The organism is Microvirga arabica (assembly GCF_016811235.1).
GTDB lineage: Bacteria > Pseudomonadota > Alphaproteobacteria > Rhizobiales > Beijerinckiaceae > Microvirga > Microvirga arabica.
In genome coordinates, this window is sequence record NZ_JAFBID010000010.1 from 48,831 (window position 1) to 75,464 (window position 26,634).

General features: G+C 63.0%; 24 protein-coding genes. 13 read left to right on the forward strand and 11 right to left on the reverse strand.

The features are described from left to right. Window positions 1-131: 131 nt before the first annotated feature. The 7 genes from JQC81_RS07630 (at window position 132) to JQC81_RS07660 (ending at window position 8,527) form a co-directional block, all read left to right on the forward strand. Window positions 132-1,307: a hypothetical protein gene (locus JQC81_RS07630; protein WP_246520289.1), complete on the forward strand. Its 1,176-nt coding sequence runs from the start codon at window positions 132-134 to the stop codon at window positions 1,305-1,307. Between the two features lie 365 nt (window positions 1,308-1,672). Then, window positions 1,673-2,323, forward strand: a complete 651-nt coding sequence (locus JQC81_RS07635) for a cytochrome c3 family protein (protein WP_203271216.1) — start codon at window positions 1,673-1,675, stop codon at window positions 2,321-2,323. A 5-nt stretch (window positions 2,324-2,328) separates the two neighbouring features. Further along, window positions 2,329-5,238, forward strand: a complete 2,910-nt coding sequence (locus JQC81_RS07640; RefSeq protein ID WP_203271217.1) for a TAT-variant-translocated molybdopterin oxidoreductase — start codon at window positions 2,329-2,331, stop codon at window positions 5,236-5,238. A gap of 4 nt (window positions 5,239-5,242) precedes the next feature. Beyond that, window positions 5,243-6,556, forward strand: coding sequence for an NrfD/PsrC family molybdoenzyme membrane anchor subunit (gene nrfD / locus JQC81_RS07645; protein ID WP_203271218.1), 1,314 nt, complete (start codon window positions 5,243-5,245; stop codon window positions 6,554-6,556). Continuing rightward, window positions 6,553-7,092 carry a DUF3341 domain-containing protein gene (locus tag JQC81_RS07650; protein ID WP_203271219.1) on the forward strand — a complete coding sequence of 180 codons (540 nt, stop codon included), beginning with the start codon at window positions 6,553-6,555 and terminating at the stop codon, window positions 7,090-7,092. The genes nrfD and JQC81_RS07650 overlap by 4 nt, the downstream gene beginning before the upstream one ends. Further along, window positions 7,083-7,580: a c-type cytochrome gene (locus JQC81_RS07655; RefSeq protein WP_203271220.1), complete on the forward strand. Its 498-nt coding sequence runs from the start codon at window positions 7,083-7,085 to the stop codon at window positions 7,578-7,580. The genes JQC81_RS07650 and JQC81_RS07655 overlap by 10 nt, the downstream gene beginning before the upstream one ends. After that, a complete protein-coding gene (locus JQC81_RS07660) occupies window positions 7,577-8,527 on the forward strand; it encodes a hypothetical protein (RefSeq protein WP_203271221.1) in 951 nt (316 codons plus the stop codon). Before JQC81_RS07655 ends, JQC81_RS07660 begins: the two co-directional genes overlap by 4 nt. Here JQC81_RS07660 and JQC81_RS07665 read toward each other — a convergent pair. Beyond that, window positions 8,524-9,057: a c-type cytochrome gene (locus JQC81_RS07665; protein ID WP_203271222.1), complete on the reverse strand. Its 534-nt coding sequence runs from the start codon at window positions 9,055-9,057 to the stop codon at window positions 8,524-8,526. The genes JQC81_RS07660 and JQC81_RS07665 overlap by 4 nt on opposite strands. Window positions 9,058-9,067: 10 nt before the next feature. Further along, the gene (locus JQC81_RS07670; RefSeq protein WP_203271223.1) at window positions 9,068-10,033 is read right to left on the reverse strand and encodes a cytochrome c oxidase assembly protein; all 966 of its coding nucleotides are present in this window, start codon (window positions 10,031-10,033) and stop codon (window positions 9,068-9,070) included. A gap of 45 nt (window positions 10,034-10,078) precedes the next feature. Here JQC81_RS07670 and coxB point away from each other — a divergent pair, with 45 nt between their 5' ends. The 3 genes from coxB to JQC81_RS07685 are packed head-to-tail and all read left to right on the forward strand — an operon-like array spanning window position 10,079 to window position 14,032. Next, window positions 10,079-11,107, forward strand: a complete 1,029-nt coding sequence (gene coxB, locus JQC81_RS07675) for a cytochrome c oxidase subunit II (RefSeq protein WP_203271224.1) — start codon at window positions 10,079-10,081, stop codon at window positions 11,105-11,107. Beyond that, a complete protein-coding gene (locus JQC81_RS07680) occupies window positions 11,104-13,671 on the forward strand; it encodes a cbb3-type cytochrome c oxidase subunit I (RefSeq protein ID WP_203271225.1) in 2,568 nt (855 codons plus the stop codon). The genes coxB and JQC81_RS07680 overlap by 4 nt, the downstream gene beginning before the upstream one ends. A 1-nt stretch (window position 13,672) precedes the next feature. Continuing rightward, the gene (locus JQC81_RS07685) at window positions 13,673-14,032 is read left to right on the forward strand and encodes a hypothetical protein (protein WP_203271226.1); all 360 of its coding nucleotides are present in this window, start codon (window positions 13,673-13,675) and stop codon (window positions 14,030-14,032) included. A gap of 131 nt (window positions 14,033-14,163) precedes the next feature. On the opposite strand, the gene JQC81_RS07690 is transcribed toward JQC81_RS07685, so the two are convergent. The 6 genes from JQC81_RS07690 to dctP form a co-directional block, all read right to left on the reverse strand. Then, entirely contained in the window at window positions 14,164-15,657 is a 1,494-nt protein-coding gene (locus JQC81_RS07690; protein WP_203271227.1) for a tetratricopeptide repeat protein, read from the reverse strand. A 185-nt stretch (window positions 15,658-15,842) separates the two neighbouring features. Beyond that, on the reverse strand, window positions 15,843-16,745 hold the full coding sequence (locus tag JQC81_RS07695; protein WP_203271228.1) for a shikimate dehydrogenase: 903 nt from the start codon (window positions 16,743-16,745) through the stop codon (window positions 15,843-15,845). A gap of 5 nt (window positions 16,746-16,750) precedes the next feature. Beyond that, the gene (locus tag JQC81_RS07700) at window positions 16,751-17,200 is read right to left on the reverse strand and encodes a type II 3-dehydroquinate dehydratase (protein ID WP_203271229.1); all 450 of its coding nucleotides are present in this window, start codon (window positions 17,198-17,200) and stop codon (window positions 16,751-16,753) included. 28 nt (window positions 17,201-17,228) lie between these two features. Next, window positions 17,229-18,530 (reverse strand): TRAP transporter large permease, encoded by a 1,302-nt coding sequence (locus JQC81_RS07705; protein WP_203271230.1) that lies wholly within the window; start codon window positions 18,528-18,530, stop codon window positions 17,229-17,231. Continuing rightward, entirely contained in the window at window positions 18,527-19,045 is a 519-nt protein-coding gene (locus JQC81_RS07710) for a TRAP transporter small permease (protein ID WP_203271231.1), read from the reverse strand. Before JQC81_RS07710 ends, JQC81_RS07705 begins: the two co-directional genes overlap by 4 nt. 95 nt (window positions 19,046-19,140) lie before the next feature. Beyond that, a complete protein-coding gene (gene dctP, locus JQC81_RS07715; RefSeq protein ID WP_203271232.1) occupies window positions 19,141-20,133 on the reverse strand; it encodes a TRAP transporter substrate-binding protein DctP in 993 nt (330 codons plus the stop codon). Between the two features lie 201 nt (window positions 20,134-20,334). Here dctP and JQC81_RS07720 point away from each other — a divergent pair, with 201 nt between their 5' ends. The 3 genes from JQC81_RS07720 to JQC81_RS07730 all read left to right on the forward strand — a co-directional run bounded on the left by JQC81_RS07720 (window position 20,335) and on the right by JQC81_RS07730 (window position 23,633). After that, a complete protein-coding gene (locus JQC81_RS07720; protein ID WP_203271233.1) occupies window positions 20,335-21,003 on the forward strand; it encodes a GntR family transcriptional regulator in 669 nt (222 codons plus the stop codon). Beyond that, complete coding sequence (locus JQC81_RS07725) at window positions 21,000-21,680, forward strand: GntR family transcriptional regulator (RefSeq protein WP_203271234.1); 681 nt, start codon at window positions 21,000-21,002, stop codon at window positions 21,678-21,680. Before JQC81_RS07720 ends, JQC81_RS07725 begins: the two co-directional genes overlap by 4 nt. A 66-nt stretch (window positions 21,681-21,746) precedes the next feature. Further along, entirely contained in the window at window positions 21,747-23,633 is a 1,887-nt protein-coding gene (locus JQC81_RS07730) for a bifunctional sugar phosphate isomerase/epimerase/4-hydroxyphenylpyruvate dioxygenase family protein (RefSeq protein WP_203271235.1), read from the forward strand. A 49-nt stretch (window positions 23,634-23,682) separates the two neighbouring features. Here the strand turns inward: JQC81_RS07730 and JQC81_RS07735 are convergent, their stop codons facing one another. The 3 genes from JQC81_RS07735 to JQC81_RS07745 form a co-directional block, all read right to left on the reverse strand. Continuing rightward, the gene (locus JQC81_RS07735) at window positions 23,683-24,519 is read right to left on the reverse strand and encodes an amidohydrolase family protein (protein WP_203271236.1); all 837 of its coding nucleotides are present in this window, start codon (window positions 24,517-24,519) and stop codon (window positions 23,683-23,685) included. Between the two features lie 78 nt (window positions 24,520-24,597). Continuing rightward, window positions 24,598-25,539 carry an ABC transporter substrate-binding protein gene (locus JQC81_RS07740; RefSeq protein ID WP_203271237.1) on the reverse strand — a complete coding sequence of 314 codons (942 nt, stop codon included), beginning with the start codon at window positions 25,537-25,539 and terminating at the stop codon, window positions 24,598-24,600. A 118-nt stretch (window positions 25,540-25,657) separates the two neighbouring features. Beyond that, on the reverse strand, window positions 25,658-26,614 hold the full coding sequence (locus JQC81_RS07745; protein ID WP_203271292.1) for an ABC transporter permease: 957 nt from the start codon (window positions 26,612-26,614) through the stop codon (window positions 25,658-25,660). Between the last annotated feature and the right edge of the window lie 20 nt (window positions 26,615-26,634).

Genomic DNA, 26,634 nt, shown 5'->3' on the forward strand with positions numbered 1-26,634 from the left:
CCCAGTCAGGCTTGGCCGTAGCTTAGACCTCCGGAATCTCCCGTAGGGTCATGACCTGAATATCCCTGCGGACTTCATGGATGTAACACCTCGCGACGAAAGACATCGGTCACGAGTAACGAGGATATCTCATGCCTACCACCCTTGCCGGGAACGGCCTGAAGCACGCTGCAAAAGGCTTTCTGGCTCTTTGCTCCTTCGCAACCTTGACGCTACCGGCTGAGGCTCACGTCAAGTGGTTTGCCCCCTACATCGTGGATGCGGCCCCACAGCCGGTCGGCGCCACACTCGGCAATGTCTGGTTCTGGACCGGCATCGGCCTGGTGCTTGCCTTCTTCCTGGCGACGCTGACCGTTGAGCGCACCGTGATCGGACGAGGCATCCTGTCCGGGCTCGACCGGATCAGCGCCCCGCTCTGGAACCGCTCGGACGACTTCATGCGCGCGTCCATCGGGGCATTCTTCGTGGCGATCTTCGCCGTCGGCGGCATCTATCTCACCCCTGACCTGAAGACGGATTCGGAGATCATCTCGTGGGCGCAACTGCTGATCGCGGCCTGCGTGTTCTCCCGCCGCACCATGCCGATTGCGGCGGGCGGTATCATCGCCCTCTGGGTGGTGGCGCTTCGGGAGTATGATTTCTTCCACCTGCTCGACTACTTGGCGCTCGGCGTCGGCGTGGCCGTCTATCTGGTGCTGGCATCCTCCAATGACGTCAAGTGGCGCGAGCGCCGGTTCCTTGCCCTTCGCTGGGGTATCGCGATCGCTCTCATGTGGTCGAGCCTGGAGAAGTTCGCCTATCCGAACTGGTTCTACCCCCTTGTCGAGGAAAAGCCCTTCCTGACCTTCGGCATGCCCCGTGACGTCTTCATTCCGATGGCTGGCGTGTCCGAGTTCACCCTAGGCTTCGGCCTGCTCTGGACGCCTCTGGTGCGTCGCTTGTCCGCCGTGTCCCTGCTGCTGATCTTCTTCACCGCGGTATATCCGTTCGGCCGCATCGATCTCGTCGGTCATGCCTTGATCATGGCAGCCCTCTTTCTGGTTGCCGCCGATCCCTGCCGCGAGGCCAAGGCGATTGCCGTGAGGGTGCCGAATTCCCTGCCGCGCTTTGGCAGCCTGGCTTCGGTGCCTGCAGGTCTCGCCATCGCTCTTGTGGTGCTCGTCACCGGCTACTGGGGCCTGCATGCGGTGTTCTATGGAACTGAAGGACGCGCCGCTCAGCCCACCGAGCTGACCACGCACTCCCACAGCAACGAGTATCCGCACGGGTCACAACCTGTGCAGAGCGCACCTCGCAGCCACCATTAACTGACATGGAATATGGGAGGAGCCGCCCGGCTCCTCCCGTTTTGCTTTATCGATGAGCGAGAGATCGGGCGCAGCCGCATCTGCCGCTATCGGTGTATGCCTTCCTGCAAAGGCTTGCGCCGGGCAGAATGCGCGAAGCCGGATTTGCGCTCACCCCTGCCTCATAGCGGTTCCCGTAATGTGTTCATCGCTCTGAAAGACCCCGATAGGGGTTTTCGGCCATCCTAAGCGCGTCCAGTGCCCCCTCTTCAGCCGAAACGGACGTGCCGTGTCAGGGAACGATCCGGCGCCAAACCGATTGTCCACAGCGAAGCTTCACCTCGGGCGCCGAGCCTGACACAACCGAAGGGTGCGCGGCACGGGCAATGGCGCAGCTTTTCACACCGGCGGCAACCACCTTGTTCCGGGTGGCAATTGTACTCACGGGCCTTGGGATCGTGGGCGCGGGCGTGACCGCCTATCTGTGGGCTCGCGCGGACAGCACCTGGAATGTGGGAAAACCCGCGCCGCAGCCGGTCCCGTTTCGGCACGATCTCCATTCGGGCCAGCTCGGGATCGATTGCCGCTACTGCCACTCCACGGTGGAGCGCGCCGCCGATGCGGGCATGCCCTCGGCCCAGACCTGCATGTCCTGCCATTCGCAGGTGTGGGTGGGGGCGAGCGTCCTTGAGCCGATCCGTTCGAGCTTGGCGCTCGGCCAGCCGATCCAGTGGACCTCTGTTCACCGCTTGCCGGACTATGCCTATTTCCATCACGCGGCCCATGTGACGAAGGGCGTTGCCTGCGAAACCTGCCACGGCCGCGTGGACCAGATGCCGAAGACGGTGAAGACACAGACGCTCTCCATGGGCTGGTGCCTCGATTGCCATCGTGATCCAGTGCCGAACCTTCGCCCCCGGGGGGCCGTTTTCGCCATGGGCTACGAGCCTCATGGCGATGAACTGCCTGAGGATATTCGCGAGTTCTACCGGGAGGCTTCCCGGCGGCTCACCAGCTGCAACACGTGCCACCGGTAGGTTCGATGGGTGAGGGAACTACAATCGACCTTGAGGCCCTGAGGGCTCGCCTCGCGACGGAAGAGGGGCCACGTCTGTGGCGCAGCCTTGAGGAACTCGCGGACGTGCCCGAGGTGCGTCGCCACATCGAGGCCGAGTTCCCCGACATCGTGCATGCCTCACAGATCGACCGGCGCACCCTGCTGAGGCTGATGAGCGCCTCCCTGGCATTGGGAGGGCTGGCGGCCTGCAACGGCAGCGATGCCGGAACAGGGGCGCCGCTCCTGTCGCAGAGCCACAATATGCCGGGTTATGTGCCGGGGGTGCCGGTGACGATTGCCACCTCTCTGGCTCTCAACGGTTATGGCAGGGGCGTGCTCGTCAAGGTGCAGGAGGGGCGCCCGATCAAGATCGAGGGCAACCGCCTTCATCCCGCGAGCCTCGGCGCCACCGATGTGTTTGCACAAGCCGAGATCCTCTCGCTCTACGATCCCGACCGGTCCGACGCTCCGCTCCAAAACGGCGTATCGAGGTCTTGGGAGGAGCTCACGAACTTCATCCGCCCCGTGCGCAACGAACTCGTGTTCGAGGAGGGTAGGGGACTGCACGTCCTGATGCCGCCGACCGCCTCGCCGACCCTGCACCGGCTGATCGGGCAGGCGCGGCAGCTTTTCCCGCATGCGCAATGGCATGCGTTCTCACCGATCGACGACAGCAATCATCAAGCTGCGGCGATATCGGTTTTCGGACGCGCTGTGGATCTGGTCTACGACCTGACCCAGGCCGATGCCATCGTGACCCTGGGCGGGGATCTTTTTGCCGACGAACCGGGACATATCCGCTACGCGGCCGATTACCAGGCGCGACGGCGGGCACCGGGTCGGGAACTTCCCCGGCTCTTCACGGTCGAAACGCGCATGAGCCTCGTGGGCGCTCGGGCGGACGAGCGGATACCGCTTCGTCCGCGGGACTTCGAGGCATTCGCTGAGGCGCTTGCGGCGGCTCTCGAGACGGGGGCTGCGCCGTCCGGCTCCCATCCCGCCATATCGCGTCTGGCCGATGCATTGCGCAGCGCCGGAACCCGCAGCCTCGTCGCAGCAGGTCGCGAGCAGCCTGCCCGCGTACATGCGCTGGCGCTCGCCATCAATGCGCGCCTCGGTGCCCTCGGCACCACCATGCGCACCATCGAGCCTCTGAATGCTGTGCCGGGTGAGGTTCGGACGCTTGCCAACTTGGCGGAGACGATTGAGGCCGGACAGGTTTCGCGTCTTATCATCCTCGGCGGCAATCCCGTCTACACGGCGCCGGCCGATATCGATCTTGCGGCACTTGTGCGCCGCGTACCGCTGTCCTTGCATCTAGGTCAGCACCGGGACGAGACGGCTGCCGTTTGCACGTGGCATATCCCCGAGAGCCACCCACTCGAAAGCTGGGGCGACCTGCGGGCCTTCGACGGAACGGTAGGCCTGCGTCAGCCGACAACGATGCGGCTGAAGTCGGGCTTGAGCGCGGAGGAGTTCCTCGGCCTCATGGCAGGCCAGAACGTGGATGGCCGCGGCCTAGTCCAGGCCACATGGCGCGAGGTTTGGGGCGACGCATTCGACACACGCTGGGCGCGATCCCTGGAGGACGGCGTGGTCGAAGGCTCCGCGGCTCCTACCGTCGATGTCGCCCTCCCGGCGGGCTGGAGCCCCGAGCCTGCTGTGCCGGCCGGATCGGCGGCGGGGATCGATGTTCTGTTCTCGCCGGATCCGTCCGTGTGGGACGGCTCCTATGCCAACAATGGCTGGCTGCAGGAACTGCCCAAGCCGCTCACGAAGCAGGTCTGGGGCAATGCGGCTCTGATCGCGCCGGAGACGGCGGAGGTCTTCGGGCTCGCCTCAGGGGACGCCGTCGACATTTCCGTCAACGGACGCGTCGTGCGGGCGCCGGTATGGCTGCTGCCCGGCCATGCCCCTGGCGCTGTGACGCTGCCCCTCGGCTATGGCCGTCAATTGGCCGGGCGGATCGGCAACGGGATCGGCTTCGATGCCTATGCCGTCCGCACCTCCGAGGCCCGGTGGACAGCCACCGGGGAGATGCGGCGCGTCGGCGAAAAAATCCCTGTCATTTCCACGCAGCAGCACCATTCGCTGCAAGGGCGGGACATCGTGCGCGTGGTGGCGCCCGGCGAGGCTGTGCGTCCCGAGCCGGCGCATCCATCTATCTATCCCGAATGGCCCTACAAGGAACATGCCTGGGGCATGGCCATCGATCTCGATGCCTGCATCGGCTGCAATGCCTGCGTGATCGCCTGCCAGGCCGAGAACAACATCGCGGTCGTCGGCCCCGAGGAGGTGGCGAAGGGCCGTGAGATGCACTGGCTTCGGGTGGATCGCTACTATGCCGGGGATCCGGCAGCGCCCGAGACCTATTTCCAGCCGGTTCCCTGCATGCATTGCGAGAAGGCTCCCTGCGAGGTCGTCTGCCCCGTCAACGCGACGGTGCATTCCTCGGAGGGGCTCAACGACATGGTCTATAACCGCTGCGTCGGTACGCGAACCTGCTCGAACAACTGCCCCTACAAGGTGCGCCGCTTCAACTTCCTCGACTACCAGGGAACCGGCGTCTCGGCCCCGTTCGAAGCCACGAACCCGCAGGTGACGGTCCGCGACCGCGGCGTGATGGAAAAATGCACCTTCTGCGTTCAGCGCATTGCGGCTGCCCGTGTCGACGCCCGTGTCGAGGAGCGGCCTCTGAACGACGGCGAGGTGATGACCGCCTGCCAGCAGGCGTGCCCGACGCAGGCCATCGTGTTCGGCGACATCAATGATCCCGACAGCTCTGTCGCCCGCCTCAAACGGAGCCCGCGCAACTACGCGCTTTTGGGAGCCCTGAACACCCAGCCGCGCACCACCTATCTCGCGCGCGTCGAGGGCTCGAAGGAGAACGGTTAGGCACATGACCAGCGACGCCCAAGCAGTGACGAGCCGGGTGGCCGATGTTCCGCTCTCCCCGCATTTCGGCTGGGCGTGGTGGCTCGCACTACTGGCCTCAGGCGGGCTCGTGGCGCTTCTCGGCTATACGCTGATCTCCGTCACGATTATCGGCGTCGGCGTCTGGGGCGTGAACATCCCCTATGTCTGGGGTTTCGATCTCATCAACTATGCCTGGTGGATCGGCATCGCCAACGGCGCGAGCCTCTTTGCCGCCACCCTGGTTCTGCGCCGGCATGATCTGCGCACGGCGGTGAACCGCTTTGCGGAAGGCGTTGCACTCTTCGCGGTCATCTGTGCCGGAATCTTCCCGATCTTCCACCTCGGTCGCCCCTGGCTGTTCTACTGGACGTTTCCCTATCCCGCGACCTTCCAGGTCTGGCCGCAGTTTCGCAGCACCTTGACCTGGGATTTCTGGGCCATCAGCACCCATGTGATCGTCACGAGCCTTTTGTGGTATGTGGGCCTGATCCCCGATCTGGCGACACTGCGGGATCGCGCCAAGCGCCCGATCGTACAGCGGATCTATGGTGTCTTCGCCCTCGGCTGGCGTGGCTCCGTGCGCCACTGGGCTTATCACCAGCGCGCCTACCGCCTTGTCGCCATCCTTGTGCTGCCCCTGATCCTCATCATGCAGAGCACGGTAGCCTTCGAGTTCGCCGTGACCCTGGTGCCCGATTGGCATGAAACGCGTCAGCCGCTCCATTTCGTGGCGACAGGTTTGGCTCAGGGTCTCTCCATTGTCCTCCTCGTCGCGGTGCTCCTGCGCTGGGGTCTGCGGCTTGGTCGCTATATTGACGAGGGCGACATCGACCTGCTGGGCAAGCTTGTGCTCGCAAGCGCGCTGGTCTCCGCCTACCTTTACATCGACGAGATCGCCGCGGCCCTCCTGTCGGGGGGACTGACCCAGGAGGCGACCTTTATCCGCATGACGGGCGAGTACGCAGGACTCTATTGGACCGCAATCGTCTATTCTGTCGTGATCCCACAGCTGTTCTGGTTCAGGGCCGCCCGGTTGAGCACCGTGGGTGGGGTCTTCGTCGGCATCGCCATCGGCGTCGGCATCTGGTTCGACCGTTTCTCTATCATCGTCGGCGGACTTCAGACCGATTACCTTCCCTCCATCGGGCGCGGCTACAGCCCGACGCTGCCGGAAACGGGTCTCTTCCTGGGGACGATCGGGCTGTTCGCAGCTCTGCTGCTGCTCTTCGTCCGCTTTCTGCCCGTGGTCTCCATGTTCGAGACGCGTCATGACGAGCATGAGGAGAAGTCCTCATGACGCAGCGGCCCTGTGGCATCATGGCGGAGTTCAAGACTCCTGAGGCTCTCATCGAAGCGGTTAGGGCGGCCAAGCGCGCCGGCTATACCAGGCTCGATGCGTTCAGCCCTTTTCCTCTCTCAGACCTTGCCAAGGAACTCGGCGTCCGCACGTCGGTGATCCCCTGGATTGCAACGGTCGCCGGGTTGGTCGGTGCAGCCATTCAGTACGGCTCGCAGTATTGGATGAACGCCGTCGATTATCCGCTGAATGTCGGCGGACGGCCGCTTCACAGCTGGCCTGCCTTCATTCCTGCCTCGCTGATCGTCGCGATCCTCTGGGCAGGTGCGGCAACCCTGATCGGTCTGCTCCTGATCCTGCGGCTGCCGCGTCTCCATCATCCCGTCTTTGCGGTGCCTGGGTTCGAACGGGCATCGGAGGACCGGTTCTTCCTCTGCATCATGCAGGACGACCCGATCTTCGACAATGCCAACGTGCGCACGTTCTTCGGAGGGCTCTCGCCTCTGGCCGTTCAGGAGGTTCCGGAGTGCGGTTAGCGGCAGCCATCGTCAGCCTCGTTTTCTTGGCCGCCTGCGATAGCGGAACGGAGCAGCGTGATGCCGTTGCCTCGACGCGCACCGTACAGCGAGCCTACGTGCCGGTGCCTCCCGGCACGGTACCACGGGGAGCGTCAGCGCACGCAGCCGCACTAGCGCCTCCAGGGCCGGAGCGTACGCCGGCTCTGCTCGTCCATGGGCGGGAGCGGTTCAACGCGTTCTGCAGCCCGTGCCATGGCCTGGACGGACGCGGAGACGGTCCTGTCGTATCGCGGGGCCTTGCCCCGCCGCCTTCCTATTATGAGGAGCGCTTGCGAGCGCTCGAGCCCGCGCAGATCGTGCAGGTCATCACGCACGGGAAAGGGCGAATGTTCCCCTATGCCGATCGTGTCCCGCCGGAGGATCGCTGGGCGATTGCTCACTACGTGAAGCAACTGCAGGCCCATGGCGTCGGAGACGCCTCGCGGCAGGGGAGCGCAGCCCCATGAGCGCGATCGAGGCTCTCTATACCGTCTTCGTGGTCCTGTCGGGGATCGCGATGGGCAGTCTCGTCGTTCTGATGGTCGGGCATCTCATGAGCGAGGATTGGCTCGCGCCGGTGCGCGGCGAGGCGGAAGCTGCCGCGCTGACGCTGCCTCTGCTGCTGCTTCTGGGTCTCGCCCTGGCCTTTGGCCTCGGCGAGATCTTTCCCTGGGTCGGCAACCGGGGCGATCTTCCGTCGGCACGGGCGAGCTACTTGAGCCCAGGCTTTTTCCTGATCCGGAGCGCCATCTATCTTACCACCTGCATCGGGCTGGCTTATTGGGTGACGCACACCCGTCATCTGCGGCGCACCAGCGCCATCGGCCTCGCGCTGCTGACGCCGGTCATGACCTTCTCGGCCTACGATTGGGTCCTATCGCGGGAGCCGCATTGGTGGTCGAGCCTGTTCGGGCTCGCATATGGGCTGGGGCAGGTTCTTGCAGCCCTTGCGAGCGCGATCCTGATCACCCTGCTCAAGACGGAGCCCGCGTCCCCCAAACGCATGGCGAGCCTTGAACGCGCATTGCTGACCCTGCTGCTGCTGACGGCCTGGACGTGGTTCGCGCAGTTCCTGATCGTCTGGCTCGCGAACCTGCCGCATGAAGTTGCATGGTATCTCAAGCGCTCGGACGATGGCAGCCTGACCCTTCTCGGAACGTCCTATGCGCTGATGCTGGCTGCGATCGTCATCCTCGTGCCCTCCGGCGTGAGCCGCATGGCGATGCTGATCGGCAGCGGGCTGGCTCTTCTGCATCATACCACGCACATGCTGTGGGTGTTGCAGCCGCGTGGAGGTCTGTCCTGGCTCGCGCTCGGATTGATCCTCGCGATTGCCGCTCTTTGGATAGCCGTCTATTTGGCCGTGATGCGGGCCCGACCGACCTATACTGAGGAGGCGGTGAAAGAGCCTTAGGTCTTCGGTGCGCTTCCATCAGGATTGGGAACGATGCGGCGGGTGCGGACATCGGTCCCTGAGGGAACAGCCGGAGGATTTGGAATGTCCGCGGCAACCTCATCCTCAGGGCGGAGCGGAAGAGGTGGGTCGGGCGGATAGACTCGCCTGTCGTCGCTTCCCAGGGAGTAGAGGTAGGCTGCCATGTGCCGTGCCTCTGCCTCGGTCACGCCTTGCGCGGGCATGCCGGTGTTCGGCTTCAGAGCCACGGGATTCATGAGCCAGGCGATCAGGTTCGGAGGCGTGTTCGGCAGGAAGCCGGCGAGGAGATGCTGCTGCGCGTAATTCTCCAGGCGCGGCCCCACCTTGCCCCTCGCGCCTCGCACATCCTCGATGGTGTGGCAGGTGCCGCAGCCATAGGCATGGATGAGCGCATGGCCTTGCTCCGGCTCTCCGCCTGCGATCGCGAGGCGCGAGGAGGGATCCTGTATGTCGCTGCAGGCGGCAAGGACAATCAACATCACGGTCAGGAGGAGAGGACGAGGGGTCATCGGCTCGGCTTCACGGTACTGTCGGGGCAACCGGCGAGCGTCGCGTCCGTTCCGTTGCAGGCGTCAGGAGCCGAAGCGCCATGATCAGTCCTGCCGCAAGATAGATCGCGCACATGGGAAGGGACATGATGGCCCCTGCCAGCTGCTGATCCTCCAGAGCCGTCAAACCCCACTCCATTGTGCTGGGCGCATGATACAGGGCCTCGCGGGCGAAGCTGAGGAGGGCGCTTAGGAGGCCGCTCTGAAGCAGGGTGATAAAGCAGGCGATGAGGGCGGCTGCGGCGGCCTCGCGACCGGAATGCGCCTTGATCACGGCCCGCCAGAACAGCAGTGCCGTGCCGAAGAACAGGACGTGCTCCAGCCAGTGCAGCGTGTCGGACGCGACCGCTGCATCGAAGAGCATAGGGCTGTGCCAGACCCACAGGGTCCCCATGTGGATCAGGGCTGCCGGGACGGGCCTTGCGCAGGGCGACAGGAATGCGAGCACGGACCGCAGCGGGCGGTGGCGCGCCATGCCGCGCCGCCAATGCGCCGGTACCGCCCAAAGCCATGCGACCTCGGGCTTGCCCAGGACGAGAAGCGGCGGCGCGACCGCGATCAGCAGAATGTGCTGCACCATGTGAGCGGAGAGGAGGATAGAGGACAGCGCCTCGAGCGGCGACATGAGCGCGATGACGAGAAGCGCCGCCCCAAGGGCGAAGCAGGCGATCTGGCTTGGGGCGAAGCCGGGAGGAAACCGCCCAAGATCCTGCCGCAGACGATAGGCGCCACGAATGAAGAGCAGGCACGAGGCCAGCAAGGGTACCGAAACCAGCGGATCCGCATGCCACGCATGCCAGAGATCGCTCCCGCCGTGAGGCCCCGATCCGTGGGCGAAAGCGGGAAGCCCTAGCAGGGCGGTGGCAAAACCGGCCACGAGACCTAGTTCGGTCTTGAGGGATCTGTTCGGAGATGGCTTTCGGGAACCAAGTCTCACGGCCAAGCTTTTCCGTTCAATGCACGAAGAAATGACCTAGGGCGGATGGACCAAGAAACGACCCTGAAGCGCCTCCGAGGGCGGCTGGACCCCGTTGCGAGGCGCGCAGGCGGGCTTTTGTGGGCAGTTCCGCTCGCAGGATGCAGCGGCGTACAGTCGGCCCTCGATCCGGCCGGGGGCGACGCGTGGGAGCTCTACCGGCTCACCGTCGTCCTAACGGTGGGAGCCACCCTCATCTTCATCTTCGTGACGGCCCTGCTGCTCTATTCCCTCTTCGCCCCGCCGGAGCGCCGCGCCTGGCTTGGAACCCGCCGGACCATCGTGTATGGCGGGCTGGCCTTTCCCATCGTGACCCTTTCCCTGCTTCTTCCCTACGGCCTCACGGTCATGCGGGATACCGACGTCCCGCAAGCCGGCGCGCTGCAGATCGAGGCGATCGGCGAGCAGTACTGGTGGCGGGTGCGCTATCCGGCCGAGGGCGGGCAGGCCGAGTTCTCGACCGCGAATGAGCTCGTGGTTCCGATCAACCGGCCGGTCACTGTGTCTGTAACCTCAACCGACGTGATCCACAGCTTCTGGATCCCGAATTTCGGTGGCAAGATCGACATGATCCCGGGGCGGATCAACACCTTCAATTTCACGGCGGAGCGGCCGGGCGTGTATCGCGGCGTCTGCGCCGAGTTCTGCGGCGCCCAGCATGCCCGCATGGCCTTCGACGTGATGGCGCTGGAGCCCGACGCATTCGAGGCGTGGCGAAAGGCGCAGGCGCAGCCGGCCCAGGAGCCGGCGATCCCGTTCCTTGCCAGAGGCCGCGAGCTGTTCCGAAGCGGCGGCTGCGGGTCCTGCCATGTGGTGCGGGGCACCGAGGCCAACGGGCAGCTCGGTCCGGATCTCACTCATGTGGGAAGCCGGCGCACCATCGGGGCGGGCCAGTTCCCGAACAATGTCGGCACGCTGGCCGGCTGGATCGCCAACGTGCAGCACATCAAGCCGGGGGCGAAGATGCCCTCTTACGGCTCGCTCACCGGAGAGGACCTGCGGGCGATGGCTGGATATCTGGAGAGCTTGAAATGAATGCACCCGAGCTCCCGAAATCCTTCGAGCGCAAAGATGCCGAACTTCCCAATCCGCTGCCGCGCCCGGAGGGAGAGTTCGAGCGGCTCAAGAAGGCCTGGGAGCCGCCGGGCTGGCTCAGCTTCATCACGGCCGTCAACAACACCTATGTCGGCCTCTGGTACGTTGGAACGGCCTTCCTGTTCTTCATCCTGGCCGGGATCCTCGCGCTGATCATGCGCGTCCAGCTCGCTTCGCCTGAAAACGACTTCGTCAGCCACGATCTCTACAACCAGCTCTTCACCATGCACGGCACGGTGATGATGTTCCTCTTCGCCGTGCCAGCCGTGGAGGCGGCGAGCGTCTATCTCCTGCCGAACATGCAGGCGGCGCGGGACCTGCCGTTTCCGCGCCTGTCGGCCTATGCCTTCTGGGCCTATTTCGTCGGCGGCCTCGTGTTCTTCGGCACGATCTTCTTCGGCATGTCCCCGGACGGCGGCTGGTTCATGTATCCGCCGCTCACCAGCACTAAATACTCACCCGCCGAGAACGCCGACTGGTGGCTCCTAGGCATCGGCTTCATCGAGATCTCGGCCATCGCGGGGGCCATCGAGATCATCGTCGGCGTCATGAAGACCCGGGCGGTCGGCATGAGCCTGGACAAGCTGCCGGTCTATTCCTGGGCCATGCTGGTCTTTGCCGTGATGATCGTCATCGGCTTCCCGGCGATCATTCTCGGCACGCTGCTGCTCGAGATGGAGCGCGCCTTCGACTGGCCGTTCTTCATCGCAGAGAGGGGCGGGGACCCGCTCCTGTGGCAGCACCTGTTCTGGTTCTTCGGCCATCCGGAGGTCTACATCATCTTCCTGCCGGCCACCGGCATGGTGTCGATGATCGTGCCGGCAATGGCCCAGACGCCGCTCGTGGGATACCGCCTCGTGGTGCTCGCCCTGATTGCCACGGGTTTTCTCTCCTTTGGGCTCTGGGTGCACCACATGTTCGCCACGGGCCTGCCGAAGATGTCCCTGAGCTTCTTCTCGGCCGCCAGCACGGCAGTGGCGGTGCCGAGCGGCATCCAGGTCTTCGCCTGGATCGCCACCATCGCGTCCGGGCGCATGAAGCTGACGACGCCGTCCCTGTTCGTCATCGGCTTCCTGTTCATCTTCACCCTCGGCGGGCTGACCGGGGTGATGGTCGCCATGGCGCCCTTCGACTGGCAGGCGCACGACAGCTATTTCGTGGTGGCGCACCTGCATTACGTGCTCATCGGCGGCATGGTGTTCCCGCTCTTTGCCGCGATCTACTACTGGGTTCCTGTGGCGAGCAAACGGGCACTCTCCGAGCGGCTCGGGCGCTGGGTCTTCGGCCTTATGTTCCTCGGGGTCAACGTGACCTTCCTGCCGATGCACATCACGGGGCTCATCGGCATGCCGCGGCGCGTCTATACCTATCCGGTCGGCATGGGCTGGGACGCGCTCAATCTCGTCTCCACCATAGGCGCCTTCATGATCGCCGCGGGTGTGGCGGTATTCCTGTTCGACATGGCCCGCAACTTCCGCTTCGCCGGTGAGGACAATGCCGGAAACGTCTGGAACGCCGGCACGCTGGAATGGCTGCCGAACGGCAACTATGCCACGCGCAGCATTCCCACCGTTGTCAGTCGCGAGCCCCTCTGGGATCAGCCCAACCTGTCGAAGGATGTGGAGGACGGCCGCTATTATCTCCCTGGAACCGCCACAGGAGGACGCGAGGCGCTGGTGACGAGCCCCTTCGATGCACGGCCCCAGTACATTCTCCAGATTCCCGGGCCCGGTTGGCAGCCGGTGCTCGCTGCGGTGTTCACGGCGGCCTTCTTCCTCCTCCTGACCGTCAAGTTCGTGTTCACGGCGGTGATATGCGGCGTGCTTGCACTCGGATGCGTGATCTGGTGGCTGTGGGAGACCGATCCCGGACCGATCCGCCCACCTGCCGATATCGGCGGCGGCATCGTGGTTCCCGTCTACGTCACAGGCCCGATGAACCATTCCTGGTGGGCGATGATCGTCCTCATGGTGGTGTCCGGCATGGTCTTCACCTGCCTGATCTTCTCCTATCTGTTCCTCTGGCTCGTGAACCCGGGAGCCTGGCCGCCGCAGGGCATCCGTGTTCCGGATTGGATCTGGCCCGCTCTCTCAGGTCTCCTTTACTGCGCCAGCGCGGTGCTGATCGCCGTTGCCAGCCGGAGGCTGCGCGGCGAGGACCGGCGCAAGCCGCGTTCGGTGCCGGTGCTGATCGGGGTCGCGCTCCTGCTCGTGGGCGGGGCATCGGCGGTCGATCTGTGGGCGCAGTGGCAGACCGATCTGAGTCCGTCGGCTCATGCCTACGGGGCAGCCGTCTATGCTATCATGTCCCTGCAGATCTTCTTCGTGATGACGACCCTCGTCATGGGCGCCTACACCATCGCCCGCTGGCTCGCGGGCAAGCTCGACAGCGTGCGCCGGACGACCTTCGATAACACCATGCTGTTCTGGTACTACACGGCAGGCCAGGGGCTGGTCGGCCTTCTCGTGGTCCACGGATACCCGCGCCTGACCGGGGGGATCTAGCATGACAGGGCGGCGGACAGGACAGGTTCTTCTGGCGCTTGGCGGCATGATCGCCTGGGCCGTGCAGTTCACCGTCATCTACGGAGCGACATCGACCCTGTGCGGCCGTGGATGGGCAGACGCGACGCTTCTTGGCGTCGGGGTCGTTCAATTCACGATCCTCGCAGCCACCATCGCAGCTTTCGTGCCCGCGGCGATCCTGCTGGTCGTCTCGCTACGCGAGGAACGGCAAAGGCGAGATCAGCCAGCCTCGGCAACGGACAGCTTCTTGAGCCAGGCAAGTGTGCTCATCAACGGCCTCTCGCTTGTCGCGATCCTCTGGAATGGCGTACCGGCCTTCATCCTTCCAGCCTGCGCATAGATTCTACGAACCAGGGACTCACCAGGTTGAGTAACCGGTACGGTTTGCTTTTAGTCTGCGCAGACTTGGGGGCCATGCCTAGTGCATTGAACCCGCCCGGTAAGCGGCGATCACGAGCGTCTTTCGCATCGTCAGCGCCTCTCCATGATGACGTAGAGACCTTCCACCGGCCGTCCTGCCTCAAGCCGAATTTTGCTCGTGGTAGCTTCAAGGATAGTGAAATCGCCGGCCTTCGCTTTGAGGTATCCAAGGGAGTGGGCGAAGCGGCCGGAGGGCTGCAGCGTGTAGCCGTCTCCTGCGGCGACCTCGATGCTCAAGGCGAACAGGCCCCCTTGCACCATGGCACCGGCTGCGGCGCGCAGGAGCGGTCCGAGATCGCCGAAATAGATCAGCGAATCCGCCGCGAAAATGAGATCGAACCGGTTCGAGTTCGCCTCGAGATAAGCTACAGCCTCCGCCTTGACGAGTTCGGTGTATCCATCGCGCTTGGCGGCCTCAGCCAGCATGCCTGACGAGATGTCGACGCCGGTCAGCATCGGGCCGAACTGCGCCAGTTCCCCGGCGGCCAACCCGGTGCCGCATCCCAGGTCGAGCATGTGCTTGAAGCCGGTCCGGTGCCCAGCCAGAAGCTTCGTCATCTGGCGTGGACCATCGTACTGGAGTGTCGCAAGCAGTTTGCTGTCGAACTGTGGCGCGAACTGATCGAAATAGGTTTCGATATACTCCGCAGGAGCGGCCGTCATGCTCCGTCCGAGAACGGCATCGAGCAGATAGCGCCTGACCGGGTCGTCGGGCTTCTCGGCAAGCCGCATCCGGCCGATCTCGGCGGCCGCTTCGAGATGGCCGGAGGCACTGAGAACCGAGAAAGCATCCCGTGCGATGATGTCGAGATCCTCGCGGTCCTCGCCTGCAATCTCATTGTAGTCTCGCAGAGCCTCCTGAACGCGGCCATCAATCATCGTCTGGAACGTCATAGCGCGTGCCCGCTTCTGCAAGGCTGCCGGATCGAGCGGCAACGTCAGCCGTGCGGCTTCGCCAAATGCTTCCGCGCAGCCCGCGAAATCCGATGCAATGAAGCACAGGTGCCCGAGGGCATAATGCGCCAGGCCATTGACGGGATCGAGCGCGACGGAGGCTCGCACGGCCGCCAGGGCCTCCTGGTAGTGTTTTTTCCTGAACAGCAGCAGTCCAAGCCCAAGATGGGCAGCGGCGGCGTCCGGATTGAGAGCGACCGTTCGCCGATAGGCGTCCTCAGCGGTTTCGCTATCGTCCAGCCGGTCCGCCACGCTGGCAAGCGTCTGCCAGGATTGGGAATTGTGCGGATTGATCTGAAGGGATGTCCGTATTGCCGTCAGCGCCTGCTCGTCACGATCCGAACCGCTGTAGACGCTTGCCAGATCGCGCCAGATGTCAGGATCTCGGGGCATCAGAGAAAGAGCGGCCTCAAAGGTTCGGGCGGCCGTGTCAAAACGTCCGTTCTCCCAGTGAACAAGACCAAGCTTCCGCAAAGCAGGAGCCGGATGTCCGAATTGACTGACGATGCGGCCGAAGTCCGGCAGGCTCGCCTGCAGGTTGGCTACCAGTGCCATTGTAACACTGACGGCAGGGAGTTGGATGTTCGTCATGGAAAGGATCCGAATGTCTGTACAGGCTGAAGCCAAGTCATGGGGAGGATAATTACACCCACTGGCTTTGCTGGGCCTTGCGGGCCGATGTGTACGGATTTCGGATTTGAGCCTGCGCATGCAGCGCGTCGTCATGGCCGTGCCTGCTGGCCCAGGGGCATCCCCAAGGCTGGTTTGGCCGCTTATTACATCTCGCTGAAGTGCCGGAGCATCCGCTCCGTATTCGCTTCTAGGCCTGTAAAATGCTGGAAGGCCCCGATGGCCTGAAAGACAGCCATGCCACCCCCTGACATGGTGCGGCAGCCGCGGACACGGGCCTGGCGCAGCAGTTCCGTTTCGAGCGGGAAATAAACAATGTCGGCAACCCACAGGTCGGAGCGTAGCAGGCCCGCGGGAATCGCCATGCCCGGGTACTTTGCCATGCCCAGCGGCGTCGTGTTGACCATACCGTCGGCCAAAACCAGTGCCTCGCCGGGCACGGTGCCGGAAGAGGCGCGGCCTTTGCCGAACCGTGCACACAAGGCAGCAGCGAGTTCCCTGGCACGGGCCTCATCCGTGTCGATGATGACGACTTCGCCTGTTCCAAGGGTGAGAAGGGCATGCGCGACCGCTGCGCCCGCGCCGCCGGCGCCGAACTGGACGACCCGGTCGCGGCGCACGTCGGGCAGTTCGCGCCGGAAGCTCTCGGCAAAGCCCCACCAATCGGTGTTGTGTCCGATACGACGGCCGCCTGCCAGCACAACCGTGTTCACGGCCCCGAGCGCTGCCGCATCGGGCGACAGCTCGTCGAGAAGAGGAATCACGGCCTGCTTGCAGGGGTGCGTGATATTGAGCCCGGCGAAGCCGAAGCGCTGGGCGGCTGTAAGGATCTCCGGGAGCGCATCCGCACCAAGGCCGAGCACCTCCAGGTCGATCAGCTTGTAGACATAGCGCAAACCCTGCTCGGCGCCTTCCCGCTCGTGGAGGGCAGGGGTCCGGGACTCCTGAATACCCGTGCCCACCAAGCCGACAAGGACGGCTGGCCGGCGCCATGGGCCTGAGGCCTCACCGGTCGAGAATTTCGGTTCAGGTGAGAGGCCGCTTGCCATGCGTTTCAGGCCTTTGCCGGCAGGGTGCCGATCATGTCGAGCATGCAGCGTACGGCAATCGGATAGCCCTTGGTCCCGAGGCCTGCGATGACGGCGGTCGCCACCGGGGAGACGTAGGACTTGTGATAGATTGGTTCACGCCGGTGGATATTCGAGATGTGCAGCTCGATGAGCGGACCTGAAAACATCTTCAGGGCATCCATGATCGCCATGGAGGTGAAGGTGAAGGCAGCCGGGTTGATGATGATCCCGCGGCCCTCGTCGATTGCCTCATGAACCCAGTCGATGAGCTCATACTCACGGTTCGACTGCCGGAAAATGATCGGATGACCGGAGGCGGCATCCCTGCACATGGCCTCCACTTCGGCCAGGGTCACCCGCCCGTAGATGTCGGGTTCGCGCGTTCCGAGGCGGTTGAGATTGGGCCCGTTGAGGATGTAGATCGGCTTGCTCATCGGCATGTGTTCCTGAAAGGCAGCGGGCTCAACCCTGGTAGCCGAAGAGGCGCGGCAGCCAGAGGACGGTTTCGGGCACGAAGGTCAGGATCGCCAAAGCGGCCAGCATCGCAAAGAGGAACGGCATCACGTCGCGCACGATGGAACGCAGCGGCGCCCCTGAGATGTTCGTCATGATGAATAGCAGCAGCCCATAGGGCGGCGTGATCAGGCCGATCATGATATTGATGACGACCACGACACCGAAATGTACGAGATCGATGCCCAAGGCCTGAGCCGTCGGGATAAGGACCGGAACCACGATGAGCAGGATCGCCGTTCCTTCCAGCACGCAGCCTAAGAGCAGCAGCAGGACATTGACGAAGATCAGAAAGCCGATGGGCGACAGGTTCCATCCGGCAAGCAGCGCTTTGACGCCTTCCGGGATGTTCTCGACGGTGACGACGTAGTTGAAGACGAGCGAGCCTGCAATCAGCATGCCGATCGACACGCTCGTACGAGCACTGATCGCTAGCGAACTGTAGAAGCCGCGCCAGCTCACGCTGCGGTAAAGGCCGGCCGAGATGAGTAGGGCGTAGGCCGCTGCCACGGCGGCGGCTTCGGTGGGAGTCATCACGCCGCTGTAGATGCCGCCGAGCAGAACGACCGGCATCATCAGGGAGGGAAATGCGTCCAAGGTGATCCGCGGCAGCTTGCGCAGGGGCACCGGCTTCTCGACAGGAAAGTTCCTGCGGCGGGCCGTGATGGCCACGATGATCATCTGGCCCAGCGCCATCAGCAATCCTGGGATGACACCGCCGAGAAACAGGAAGCCGATGGATGCGTCGGACACCAGAGCGTAGAGCACCATGGGAATGGACGGCGGGATGATCGGCCCGATCACGGATGAAACGGCTGTCGTGGCGGCCGCGTAGCTTGGCGTATAGCGGCCGTCCCGGGCCATCATGGCCTGCATCATGCGTCCCGTGCCGGCGGCATCCGCGATGGCTGAGCCGGACATGCCAGCGAAGATGATGCTCTGCAGGATGTTGACCTGGGCGAGGCCGCCGCGGAACCGGCCCACTAGGGCATTGCAGAATGTCATGAGCCTGTCGGTCATGCTGCCGATGTTCATGAATTCCGCCGCCAGGATGAACAGTGGCACCGACAGGATGATGTAGTTGGAATACATGCCGTTGAGCAGCTGCTCGGCGGCGGTTCCCATATCCAATCCTGCAAGCAGCAGGTAGAGAATCGACCCAGCGATCATCGCATGGCCGATGGGAAGACCAAGGAAGGCGAGTGCCGTGATCGCGACGAGGGCGAGCGAGAATGGGCTTGTTAGGTTCATACGCCGGAACTCGCTTTGGTAGGGTCGAATTCATCCGGCGCCACGCCCCGCATGGCCTGCCAAGCGATCCAGATGTAGCGGACGATGGTGGCGACCGCGAAGACGATGTAGATCGAGAACAGCCAGTCGAACCGGATCTTGAGATAGCTTGTTCTCTCCACCTTCATGAAGGTGACGTAATCGGCGACGGCCGGGAGAGAGACGGCGTACAGCGCGATCAGAGCGAATGCAGTGACGAGCGCCATCACGCGTCGAGGTCCAGGCCCGACTGCCCCGTAGATGATGTCGAAGCGAATTTCCTCTCGTTCGGTGATGACGAATGAGGCGCCCCAGAGAACGAGCCAAATCCACAGGATCACGCTGATCTCATGCGTCCAGCCGATTGGAAGCTCCAGAACATACCGGAAGGCGATCTGCAGGAGGAAGGCGGCGAACATCGCGGCCAGCATGGCGGTTGCGATATTTTCCGCGCGCCGGGCAAACCACGGGCCGATCGCTCGCAATGATGAGGTCATGAAGGCGTTCCTTCGCGAGAAGGCAAAGAGTGTCAAAGATTATTCATAAAAAGAGGGCCGCCGGGCACATCGTCCCGGCGGCCAAGGCATTCACCTTACATGGCGTCGATCTTGTCCAGCATGCCTGCCGGCCAGCTCTTTGCTAGATCGGACGCGAGATACTTCTTTTGCGCGAAATCGCGGAAGGCCTTCAGGTCGGGAGTATAGACCTCGAGCCCTCGCTCCTTGAACGAGGTTGCGAGCTGTGCCTCCTGCTTCAGGTGCTCCTGCGTGCTCCACTCGATCGCCTTGTCGGCGGCTGCCTGGAAGGCTGCCTTCTTCTCCGGCGACAGGCCATCCCACACCTTGTTGGACACGGCCAGAAGATCGAAGCCGACAAGGTGGGAGGTGAGGGCGATCTGCGACATCACCTCGTAGAACTTCATGTTCTGCACGTTCGGCAGCGGGTTATCCTGTCCGTCGATGGCGCCGGTCTGCAGCCCGGTATAGACCTCCGCATAGGCCATCGGCGTGGGGTTGGCACCAAGGGACTGGCCCAGGAACTGCCAGGCGTCGCCGCCGGGCATGCGCAGCTTGATGCCAGCCAGATCTTCGGGCTTGTTGATCTTCTTGTTGGGCTTTAGGCCCACATGGCGTGCACCGAAATAGGTGGGCCCAAGGATGTGGATGCCGAGCTTTTCAGAGGCCATCTTCTTGAGCTGCTGGCCTACATCGCTGGCGAACACTTTTTTCAGATGATCCGCATCGCGGAACAGATAGGCCGAGGTGACGATGGACCATTCCGGAATCTGATTCGAGATGTCCTGCGGGGCGATGTTGCCCATCTCGAGGTTGCCGCGCTGCATGGCGACAAGCTCGGTGCCTTGCTTGAACAGGGTGCCGCCGTAATAGGGCTGAAGGGTAAAGCCCTGCGCCTTCACCGCCTCGCCGAACTGCTTCATCATGTTCGCTCGGATGTCCTGCTCCGAGAAGACGGCCGAGAACCTCAGGTTTGTTGGTGCCTGCGCGGCAGCCAGCCCAGCCGTGCCCCATGCCAGAAGGGCTGCGCCCGCAGCCATCAGAACACGCCGATTGATGTCGAATCCCATGGTTTCCTCTCCTTCAGGTTGCTGCGCATTCAAGTGCGTCTTGGCGGGCACTATCGGCTCTGAGGAATACAAAATCAATAGTCATTATGAAAATCATCTGATATTCTAGCATTTAACCTATTATGAGGCTGCTTACTCCGTGGAAGCGGAGCGGCCCTGGGAGAGTTCAACGATGCCAAGCCATGAAACAGTGGTGGCCGGATGAGCATTGAGCTGCTGGCAACATCCATTGCGGATCGTGCCTATGAACGGATTCGCGCCGACATCGTGTTTGGGCGGCTCGCGCCCAGAGCACGCCTCCGGTTGGACCAGCTGGCCGGCGCCTATGGCGCGAGTGTGAGCACCCTGCGGGAGATCCTCAGCAGGCTCTCGTCGGAAGGATTGGTCATTGCCGAGGGACAGCGCGGCTTCCGGGTTGCTCCCGTGTCGCCTGACGGCTTCGAGGATGTGGCGGCGATGCGGCTGCTCCTGGAGACTTATGCCCTGCCTCTGTCCTTCACCGATGGCGATCTGGAGTGGGAAAGCCGGGTCGTGGCCGCTCATCACAAGCTCGCCTTCATGGAACGGCGTATGCTGGCCGGAGACCTGGAGGGAATGGAACTTTGGAAACGCTACGACCGCGAGTTCCATCAGACCCTGATAGAGGCCTGCGGCTCCCAGACCCTGCTCGATCTCTATGGCGGCGTTTTCGACCAGTATCTTCGCTACCAGATGGTGGCTGTCGTCTTCCGTGGTGAGATCGCGGCCGAGGAACACCGGACGTTGCTCGATTGCGCCCTGACGCGCAATGCCGACAAGGCCTGCACGGTGCTCACTCAGCATGTGAACGGATGCGTGGCTTACACGCTGGAGAGCGGCGCCTTGACATGACAAACGATACGCTCGCGATCGAGCAACCCGCCACGGTTGGTGAAAGTGCCTACCGGAAGATCCGGTCCGATATCGTGTTCGGCCGCCTGGGTCCCAGCAAGAAGCTGAAGCTCGATCGCCTGAAGGCGGATTACGGGGCCAGCGTCAGCACGCTTCGCGAAATCCTGAACCGCCTCCATTCCGAGCGGCTCGTGGTGGCCGAGGGCCAGAAAGGCTTCGAGGTGGCTCCTGTGTCGATTGCAAACCTGAGGGAGATCGCGGCGCTTCGGCAACTCCTGGAGGGCAGGGCGCTGGAGCAGTCGTTCCGGGCTGGCGACATGGAATGGGAAGGCCGCGTCGTCGCTGCCCACCATCGGCTTGCCCGAATGGAAGAGCGGATGTCTCAAGGGGACAGATCCCAGACCGAGGAATGGAAGCGGTATGACTGGCAGTTCCATCAGGCACTCATCTCTGCCTGCGGATCCAAGATGCTGATCGACAACCACGCGGCGGTTTTCGACAAGTACCTGCGCTACCAGATGATCGCCCTGAGCTATCGCGGCGACATTGCTGCCAATGAACATGCCGAGCTTCTGGAGTGCGCCTTGACGCGGGACGCCGCACGCGCTTGCGAGGTGCTGACGCGCCACGTAGCCGGGGGTGTCGAGCATGCGCTGGCGGCCGGAACCATCAGCTGAAGAGAGAAGGAGCCGGCCGGATCGGCACAGGCTCCCGACCACAACCAAGGAAACGGACCGACGAGCATGCGCACAGCCATCGCCACCGTCTGCCTGAGCGGCACCTTCCCAGAGAAGATCGAGGCCATCGCGGCCGCGCAATTCAAGGGCGTCGAGATCTTCGAGAACGATCTTCTCTCCTTCAACGGCACGCCTGCCGATGCAAGGCGCATGATCTTGGGGCTCGGACTCGAGACGATCACCTTTCAGCCGTTCCGCGATTTTGAGGGTATGCCTGAGCCTCAGCGCTCGAAGGTGTTTGCCCGTGCCGAACGCAAGTTCGACGTCATGCAGGAACTCGGCTGCGACCTTCTGATGGTGTGCAGCAACGTCTCCCCGGACTCACTCGGCGGGATCGAGCGAGCGGCGGCGGATTTTCATGAACTCGGCGAGCGTGCTGCCAAGCGCGGCCTACGGGTTGCCTTCGAGGCGCTCTCCTGGGGGCGGCACATCCACGACTATCGCGATTCCTGGGAGGTCGTGCGGCGCGCGAACCATCCGGCGATCGGTCTGGTGCTCGACTCCTTCCATGTGCTGGCGCGGGGAACGGACCTGTCGGCGATCCGATCCATTCCGTCGGACAAGATCTTCCTGGTGCAGATGGCCGATGCGCCGAGGCTCGACATGGATTACCTCTCCTGGAGTCGGCATTACCGCTGCTTCCCAGGACAGGGCGACCTACCCATCGACGACCTCATGGATGCGCTTCATGCGACGGGGTTCGACGGACTCCTGTCCCTCGAAATCTTCAACGACCGCTTCCGGGCAGGCTCCACGCGCAGCGTCGCCATCGACGGTCAACGCTCCCTGATCGTCATGCTCGACGAACTCCGCCGGCGCTCGGGTGCGACTCTTTCGGACGTCGAAGCGCTACCGCCCAAAGCTGAATGCTCCGGTGTCGAGTTCGTCGAGTTCGCCGTGGACGAGAGGAGCGCCGCTGGCTTGGAGCATGCCTTAAGCGGTCTCGGTTTCGAGAGGGCAGGCCTTCACCGCTCGAAGGCCGTGACCCGCTGGCGGCAGGGCGAAATCAACATTGTCGTCAATGCGGACAAGGAAGGTTTCGCCCATTCCTTCAACATCACGCATGGCACTGCCATCTGCGCTTTGGCTCTGCGCGTCGACGATGCGCCAGGCACCGTCGACCGTGCCGGAATGCTCCTCGATCAGCCTTTTCAGCAGCCGGTCGGACCGGGCGAGATGAACATACCGGCGGTTCGCGGCCTTGGCGGCAGCCTTCTGTACTTCGTCGATCGAAAGTCTGGGTTGGATCGATTGTGGGAGGTCGACTTCGAGCCGGTTGCTGCAGGCGACCTTGCTGGATGCGGGCTGAAATCCATCGATCACATCTCGCAGTCGATGCATTACGAGGAGATGCTGACCTGGCTGTTGTTCTACACATCGCTTCTCGATGTCCGTAAAACTCCGGTTCAGGCGGTGATCGATCCCGGCGGTGTGGTGCAAAGTCAGGCCATCGAGACCCATGACGGTGCGCTTCGCCTGATCCTCAATTCCTCCCAGAGCCAACGCACCCTGTCTTCGCGGTTCCTGAACGAGCTCTTCGGGTCGGGTATCCAGCACATCGCGCTCGCGACCGACGACATTTTCGGCGCGGTTGAGCGATTCAAGGAGCGCGGCGTCGATCTCCTGCCGATTCCGGAGAATTATTACGACGATCTGGAGGTGAGAACCGATCTGTCTGCTGAGGATATGGAGCGGCTGCGCGCCAGCAACATCCTGTATGATCGGGAGGGCGGCGCCGAGTATTTCCAGGTCTATACGAAAACCCTGGAGAGCGGATTCTTCTTCGAGATCGTGGAACGGCGGAGCTACCAGGGTTATGGCGCCGCGAATGCTCCGATCCGCCTCGCATCCCAGACCCGTCTAGCCGTCGAGGTAGCGGCCTCTGGGATCTGATCAGACGACAAACCGTCGGCGCATAGATGTGGCGGCCAAGGGGCGCTTATCATCCCAATCCGTAAAAGCGTTGAGCGGTGCCTCCAAATACGGCGCTCTTCTGGTCCGGCGGCAGATGGGTAGTGAGTTCCTGAGCCCATTGCCACCATTGAACATAGCTGCTGCGCAAGGTGCAAACCGGCCAGTCGCTGCCGAACATGAGGCGCTCCGGTCCGAACAGATCCAGAAGAGCCTGGGAAACTGGTTCAAGGGCAGCCTTTGAGGTTTGCTCCCGACACTCGGTCACGAGGCCTGAGAATTTGCAATGCACATGAGGGATATCGGCCAGCTGGGCCAGATCCCTGCGCCAGGAATGCAAGGACTCCCCGATCGCCGGCTTGGCCCCATGGTCAATCACAACCTTCAGGTCCGGGTGGCGCTCGATCAACCGCAGGAGATTGGGCAGGTGCTGTGGGAGAACGAGCGCGTCGAAACTTAAGCCGAGTTCGACAACAGCCCTGTAGACAGGGGTCAACTCGGCCTTCAGCATCCAGCCCTCGTCCGGAATGTCCTGAAGCATAGGGCGGATGCCTCGAAGCAGCCTGTTGGAGGCTAAGCGTTCCAGTTGGCCTACGGCGTCAGGCGCCAGCATGTCGATCCAGCCCACAACGCCCCTGACCTTAGCCTCGCTCTCCGCGACCGACAGGAGATAGCGGGTTTCTTCAAGGGTCGGTGCCGCCTGAACCAGGATCGCGTAATCGATGCCTGCCTGCTCCCAGGACGCGCGGACGTCCTCAACAGTGAAGTCGCGATAGATGGCCGGAAGGTCGGGGGTGAGCCAACCATAATCCCCGCGCGACAACTGCCAGACATGCATGTGCGCGTCGATGCGGGGTGGGTGGCTCATCGGTCTACCTACATTAGCGGCAGTGCAACTGTACGAGAGAGTGGGAGAGGGGGCAGCCCCTCTCCCGAGGGCTGAGCCTCAATCGTAGAGAACGGAAGCGATCTTCGGATCGCTCATGTTCGACTTGTCGTAATAGAAGAAGCCAGTATCGATCACCTTCTCGAGCTTCTCGCCCTTGAGGGCCTTCACGGCCGCTTCAACGGTCTTGTATCCGATGCCGACCGGGTTCTGGGTGATGGCTCCCGCCATGAGACCATCCTGGATCGCCTGCTTCTGCTGCTTTCCGGAATCGTAGCCGATGATGACGATCTTGCGGTTCATTTCCTTTGCGCCATTGACCACGCCGATGGCTGACCCTTCGTTGGCACCGAAGATGCCTTTGAGTCGAGGATTCGCCTGAAGGATCGACTTCGTGATCTCCGTCGACTTGAGGTGATCGCCGGAGCCGTATTGAACGCTCACGATCTTGATCTTCGGGTACTTTTCCTTGACCCGGTTCACGAAGCCGTCGCGGCGGTCGATCCCCGTGCGGCTGGTCTGGTCGTGCACCACGAGGGCGATGTCGCCCTCTCCGCCGATCAGTTCAGCCATCTTGTCGGCAGCCAGGGCCGCGGCCGCAAGATTGTTCGTGGTGGCGGTTGTCACCGGCACATCGCTGTCCACGCCGGAGTCGAAGGCCACGACCGGGATCTTGGCGGACTGAGCCTTGCGCAGGAGCGGGATAGCCGCCTGGCTGTCCAATGCCGCGAAGCCGATTGCTTTCGGATTCTTGGCGAGTGCAGCCGAGAGCATGTCAATCTGCTTGTCGACCATGGTCTCGCTGTCAGGGCCCTCGAACGTGATGCGCACGTTGTGCTCTTTGGCAGCCTGCTCGGCTCCGGCCTTGACGGCTTGCCAGAACTGATGCTGGAACCCCTTCGAAACAAGGGGAATATAAATCTCCTGGGCCGTTACAGGACCCGAAAAGCCGATGAGCGCTGCGATGCCGACGGCACCGATCAGATTACGTCTGCTCCACATCTGTTCCTCCTGGATATCGTTCGTTGTCGCCCCGATTGCCCGGGGTTGGGATGTATGGCGGTGAACGGGTGCTGTTGCGGGTTCGTCTGCTCCTTCATGATTGCAAGAGGTGAGGGCCTTAGCTCCTGCGCCGCAGGATGTCGGCATAAACGGCGAGGATGATGATGATTCCCGTCACGACGGTTTGCCATTCCTGGGCGACCGAGAGGATCCGCAGCCCGTTCGTGAGAACACTGATGATCAACGCGCCGATGATCGTGCCGAGAATGGTGCCGCGGCCTCCGCTGAGCGATGTGCCGCCGATGACCACGGCCGCGATGGCATCGAGCTCATACCCTTGGCCGAGGGCAGGCTGAGCGGAGTTGAGCCGGGAGGCGATGATAAGGCCGGCAATGCCGCAGATCCCGCCCGAGACGGTGTAGACGATGATCTTCCAGAAGTCCGTGTTCACGCCCGAGAGGCGCACCGCCTCCTCGTTCGAGCCGAGGGCGAAGGTGTAGCGGCCGAAAGCCGTGCGCGTGAGGACGAGGCTGGAGGCGACCGCAACGATGAACAGGATCAGCACCCCGTTGGGGATCGGCAGGAAGGGCAGGACGACCCCGATCAGGGATTCCTGCGAGATCATCGAAAAGTTCGGCGTATCGTTGAAGTAGATCGGCCGGGTCCCCGAGATCACCAGGGCCAGACCCTTCAGCAGCATCATCATGCCAAGGGTTGCGATGAACGGGGGAATCTTCATCTTGGCGATGAGGGTGCCGGAAACCGCCCCGCTGAGGGCGCCCGCGGCAATGGCCGCAAGGATGCCCAAAGGCATCGGCAGCCCCCAGTAGGTCAGGACCACGCCTGCAATGACGGCGCAGAATGTCATCAGGGTGCCGACCGAGAGATCGATTCCACCTGTGATGATGACGAAGGTCGCAGCGACCGCGAGAACGCCATTCACGGCTGTGGCCTGCAGGATGCCGATGAGATTGTCGCTCTGCAGGAAGTTTTCCGACGCGATGCTGAAGACAACCATCAGGGCAATCAGGCTGGCAAAGGCCAGGATCTTCTGCCAAGCCCCCTGGCTCAGCATGGCGGACCTGATGATGGTCG

What these genes read in the sequence shown, in the direction of transcription:
- JQC81_RS07630 (WP_246520289.1), top strand. Translation starts at nt 132, where the DNA reads ATGCCTACCACCCTTGCCGGGAACGGCCTGAAGCACGCTGCAAAAGGC.
- JQC81_RS07635 (WP_203271216.1), top strand. Translation starts at nt 1,673, where the DNA reads ATGGCGCAGCTTTTCACACCGGCGGCAACCACCTTGTTCCGGGTGGCA.
- JQC81_RS07640 (WP_203271217.1), top strand. Translation starts at nt 2,329, where the DNA reads ATGGGTGAGGGAACTACAATCGACCTTGAGGCCCTGAGGGCTCGCCTC.
- nrfD (WP_203271218.1), top strand. Translation starts at nt 5,243, where the DNA reads ATGACCAGCGACGCCCAAGCAGTGACGAGCCGGGTGGCCGATGTTCCG.
- JQC81_RS07650 (WP_203271219.1), top strand. Translation starts at nt 6,553, where the DNA reads ATGACGCAGCGGCCCTGTGGCATCATGGCGGAGTTCAAGACTCCTGAG.
- JQC81_RS07660 (WP_203271221.1), top strand. Translation starts at nt 7,577, where the DNA reads ATGAGCGCGATCGAGGCTCTCTATACCGTCTTCGTGGTCCTGTCGGGG.
- JQC81_RS07665 (WP_203271222.1), bottom strand. Translation starts at nt 9,057, where the DNA reads ATGACCCCTCGTCCTCTCCTCCTGACCGTGATGTTGATTGTCCTTGCC.
- coxB (WP_203271224.1), top strand. Translation starts at nt 10,079, where the DNA reads ATGGACCAAGAAACGACCCTGAAGCGCCTCCGAGGGCGGCTGGACCCC.
- JQC81_RS07680 (WP_203271225.1), top strand. Translation starts at nt 11,104, where the DNA reads ATGAATGCACCCGAGCTCCCGAAATCCTTCGAGCGCAAAGATGCCGAA.
- JQC81_RS07685 (WP_203271226.1), top strand. Translation starts at nt 13,673, where the DNA reads ATGACAGGGCGGCGGACAGGACAGGTTCTTCTGGCGCTTGGCGGCATG.
- JQC81_RS07690 (WP_203271227.1), bottom strand. Translation starts at nt 15,657, where the DNA reads ATGACGAACATCCAACTCCCTGCCGTCAGTGTTACAATGGCACTGGTA.
- JQC81_RS07695 (WP_203271228.1), bottom strand. Translation starts at nt 16,745, where the DNA reads ATGGCAAGCGGCCTCTCACCTGAACCGAAATTCTCGACCGGTGAGGCC.
- JQC81_RS07700 (WP_203271229.1), bottom strand. Translation starts at nt 17,200, where the DNA reads ATGAGCAAGCCGATCTACATCCTCAACGGGCCCAATCTCAACCGCCTC.
- JQC81_RS07705 (WP_203271230.1), bottom strand. Translation starts at nt 18,530, where the DNA reads ATGAACCTAACAAGCCCATTCTCGCTCGCCCTCGTCGCGATCACGGCA.
- JQC81_RS07710 (WP_203271231.1), bottom strand. Translation starts at nt 19,045, where the DNA reads ATGACCTCATCATTGCGAGCGATCGGCCCGTGGTTTGCCCGGCGCGCG.
- dctP (WP_203271232.1), bottom strand. Translation starts at nt 20,133, where the DNA reads ATGGGATTCGACATCAATCGGCGTGTTCTGATGGCTGCGGGCGCAGCC.
- JQC81_RS07720 (WP_203271233.1), top strand. Translation starts at nt 20,335, where the DNA reads ATGAGCATTGAGCTGCTGGCAACATCCATTGCGGATCGTGCCTATGAA.
- JQC81_RS07725 (WP_203271234.1), top strand. Translation starts at nt 21,000, where the DNA reads ATGACAAACGATACGCTCGCGATCGAGCAACCCGCCACGGTTGGTGAA.
- JQC81_RS07730 (WP_203271235.1), top strand. Translation starts at nt 21,747, where the DNA reads ATGCGCACAGCCATCGCCACCGTCTGCCTGAGCGGCACCTTCCCAGAG.
- JQC81_RS07735 (WP_203271236.1), bottom strand. Translation starts at nt 24,519, where the DNA reads ATGAGCCACCCACCCCGCATCGACGCGCACATGCATGTCTGGCAGTTG.
- JQC81_RS07740 (WP_203271237.1), bottom strand. Translation starts at nt 25,539, where the DNA reads ATGTGGAGCAGACGTAATCTGATCGGTGCCGTCGGCATCGCAGCGCTC.
- JQC81_RS07745 (WP_203271292.1), bottom strand. Translation starts at nt 26,614, where the DNA reads ATGCTGAGCCAGGGGGCTTGGCAGAAGATCCTGGCCTTTGCCAGCCTG.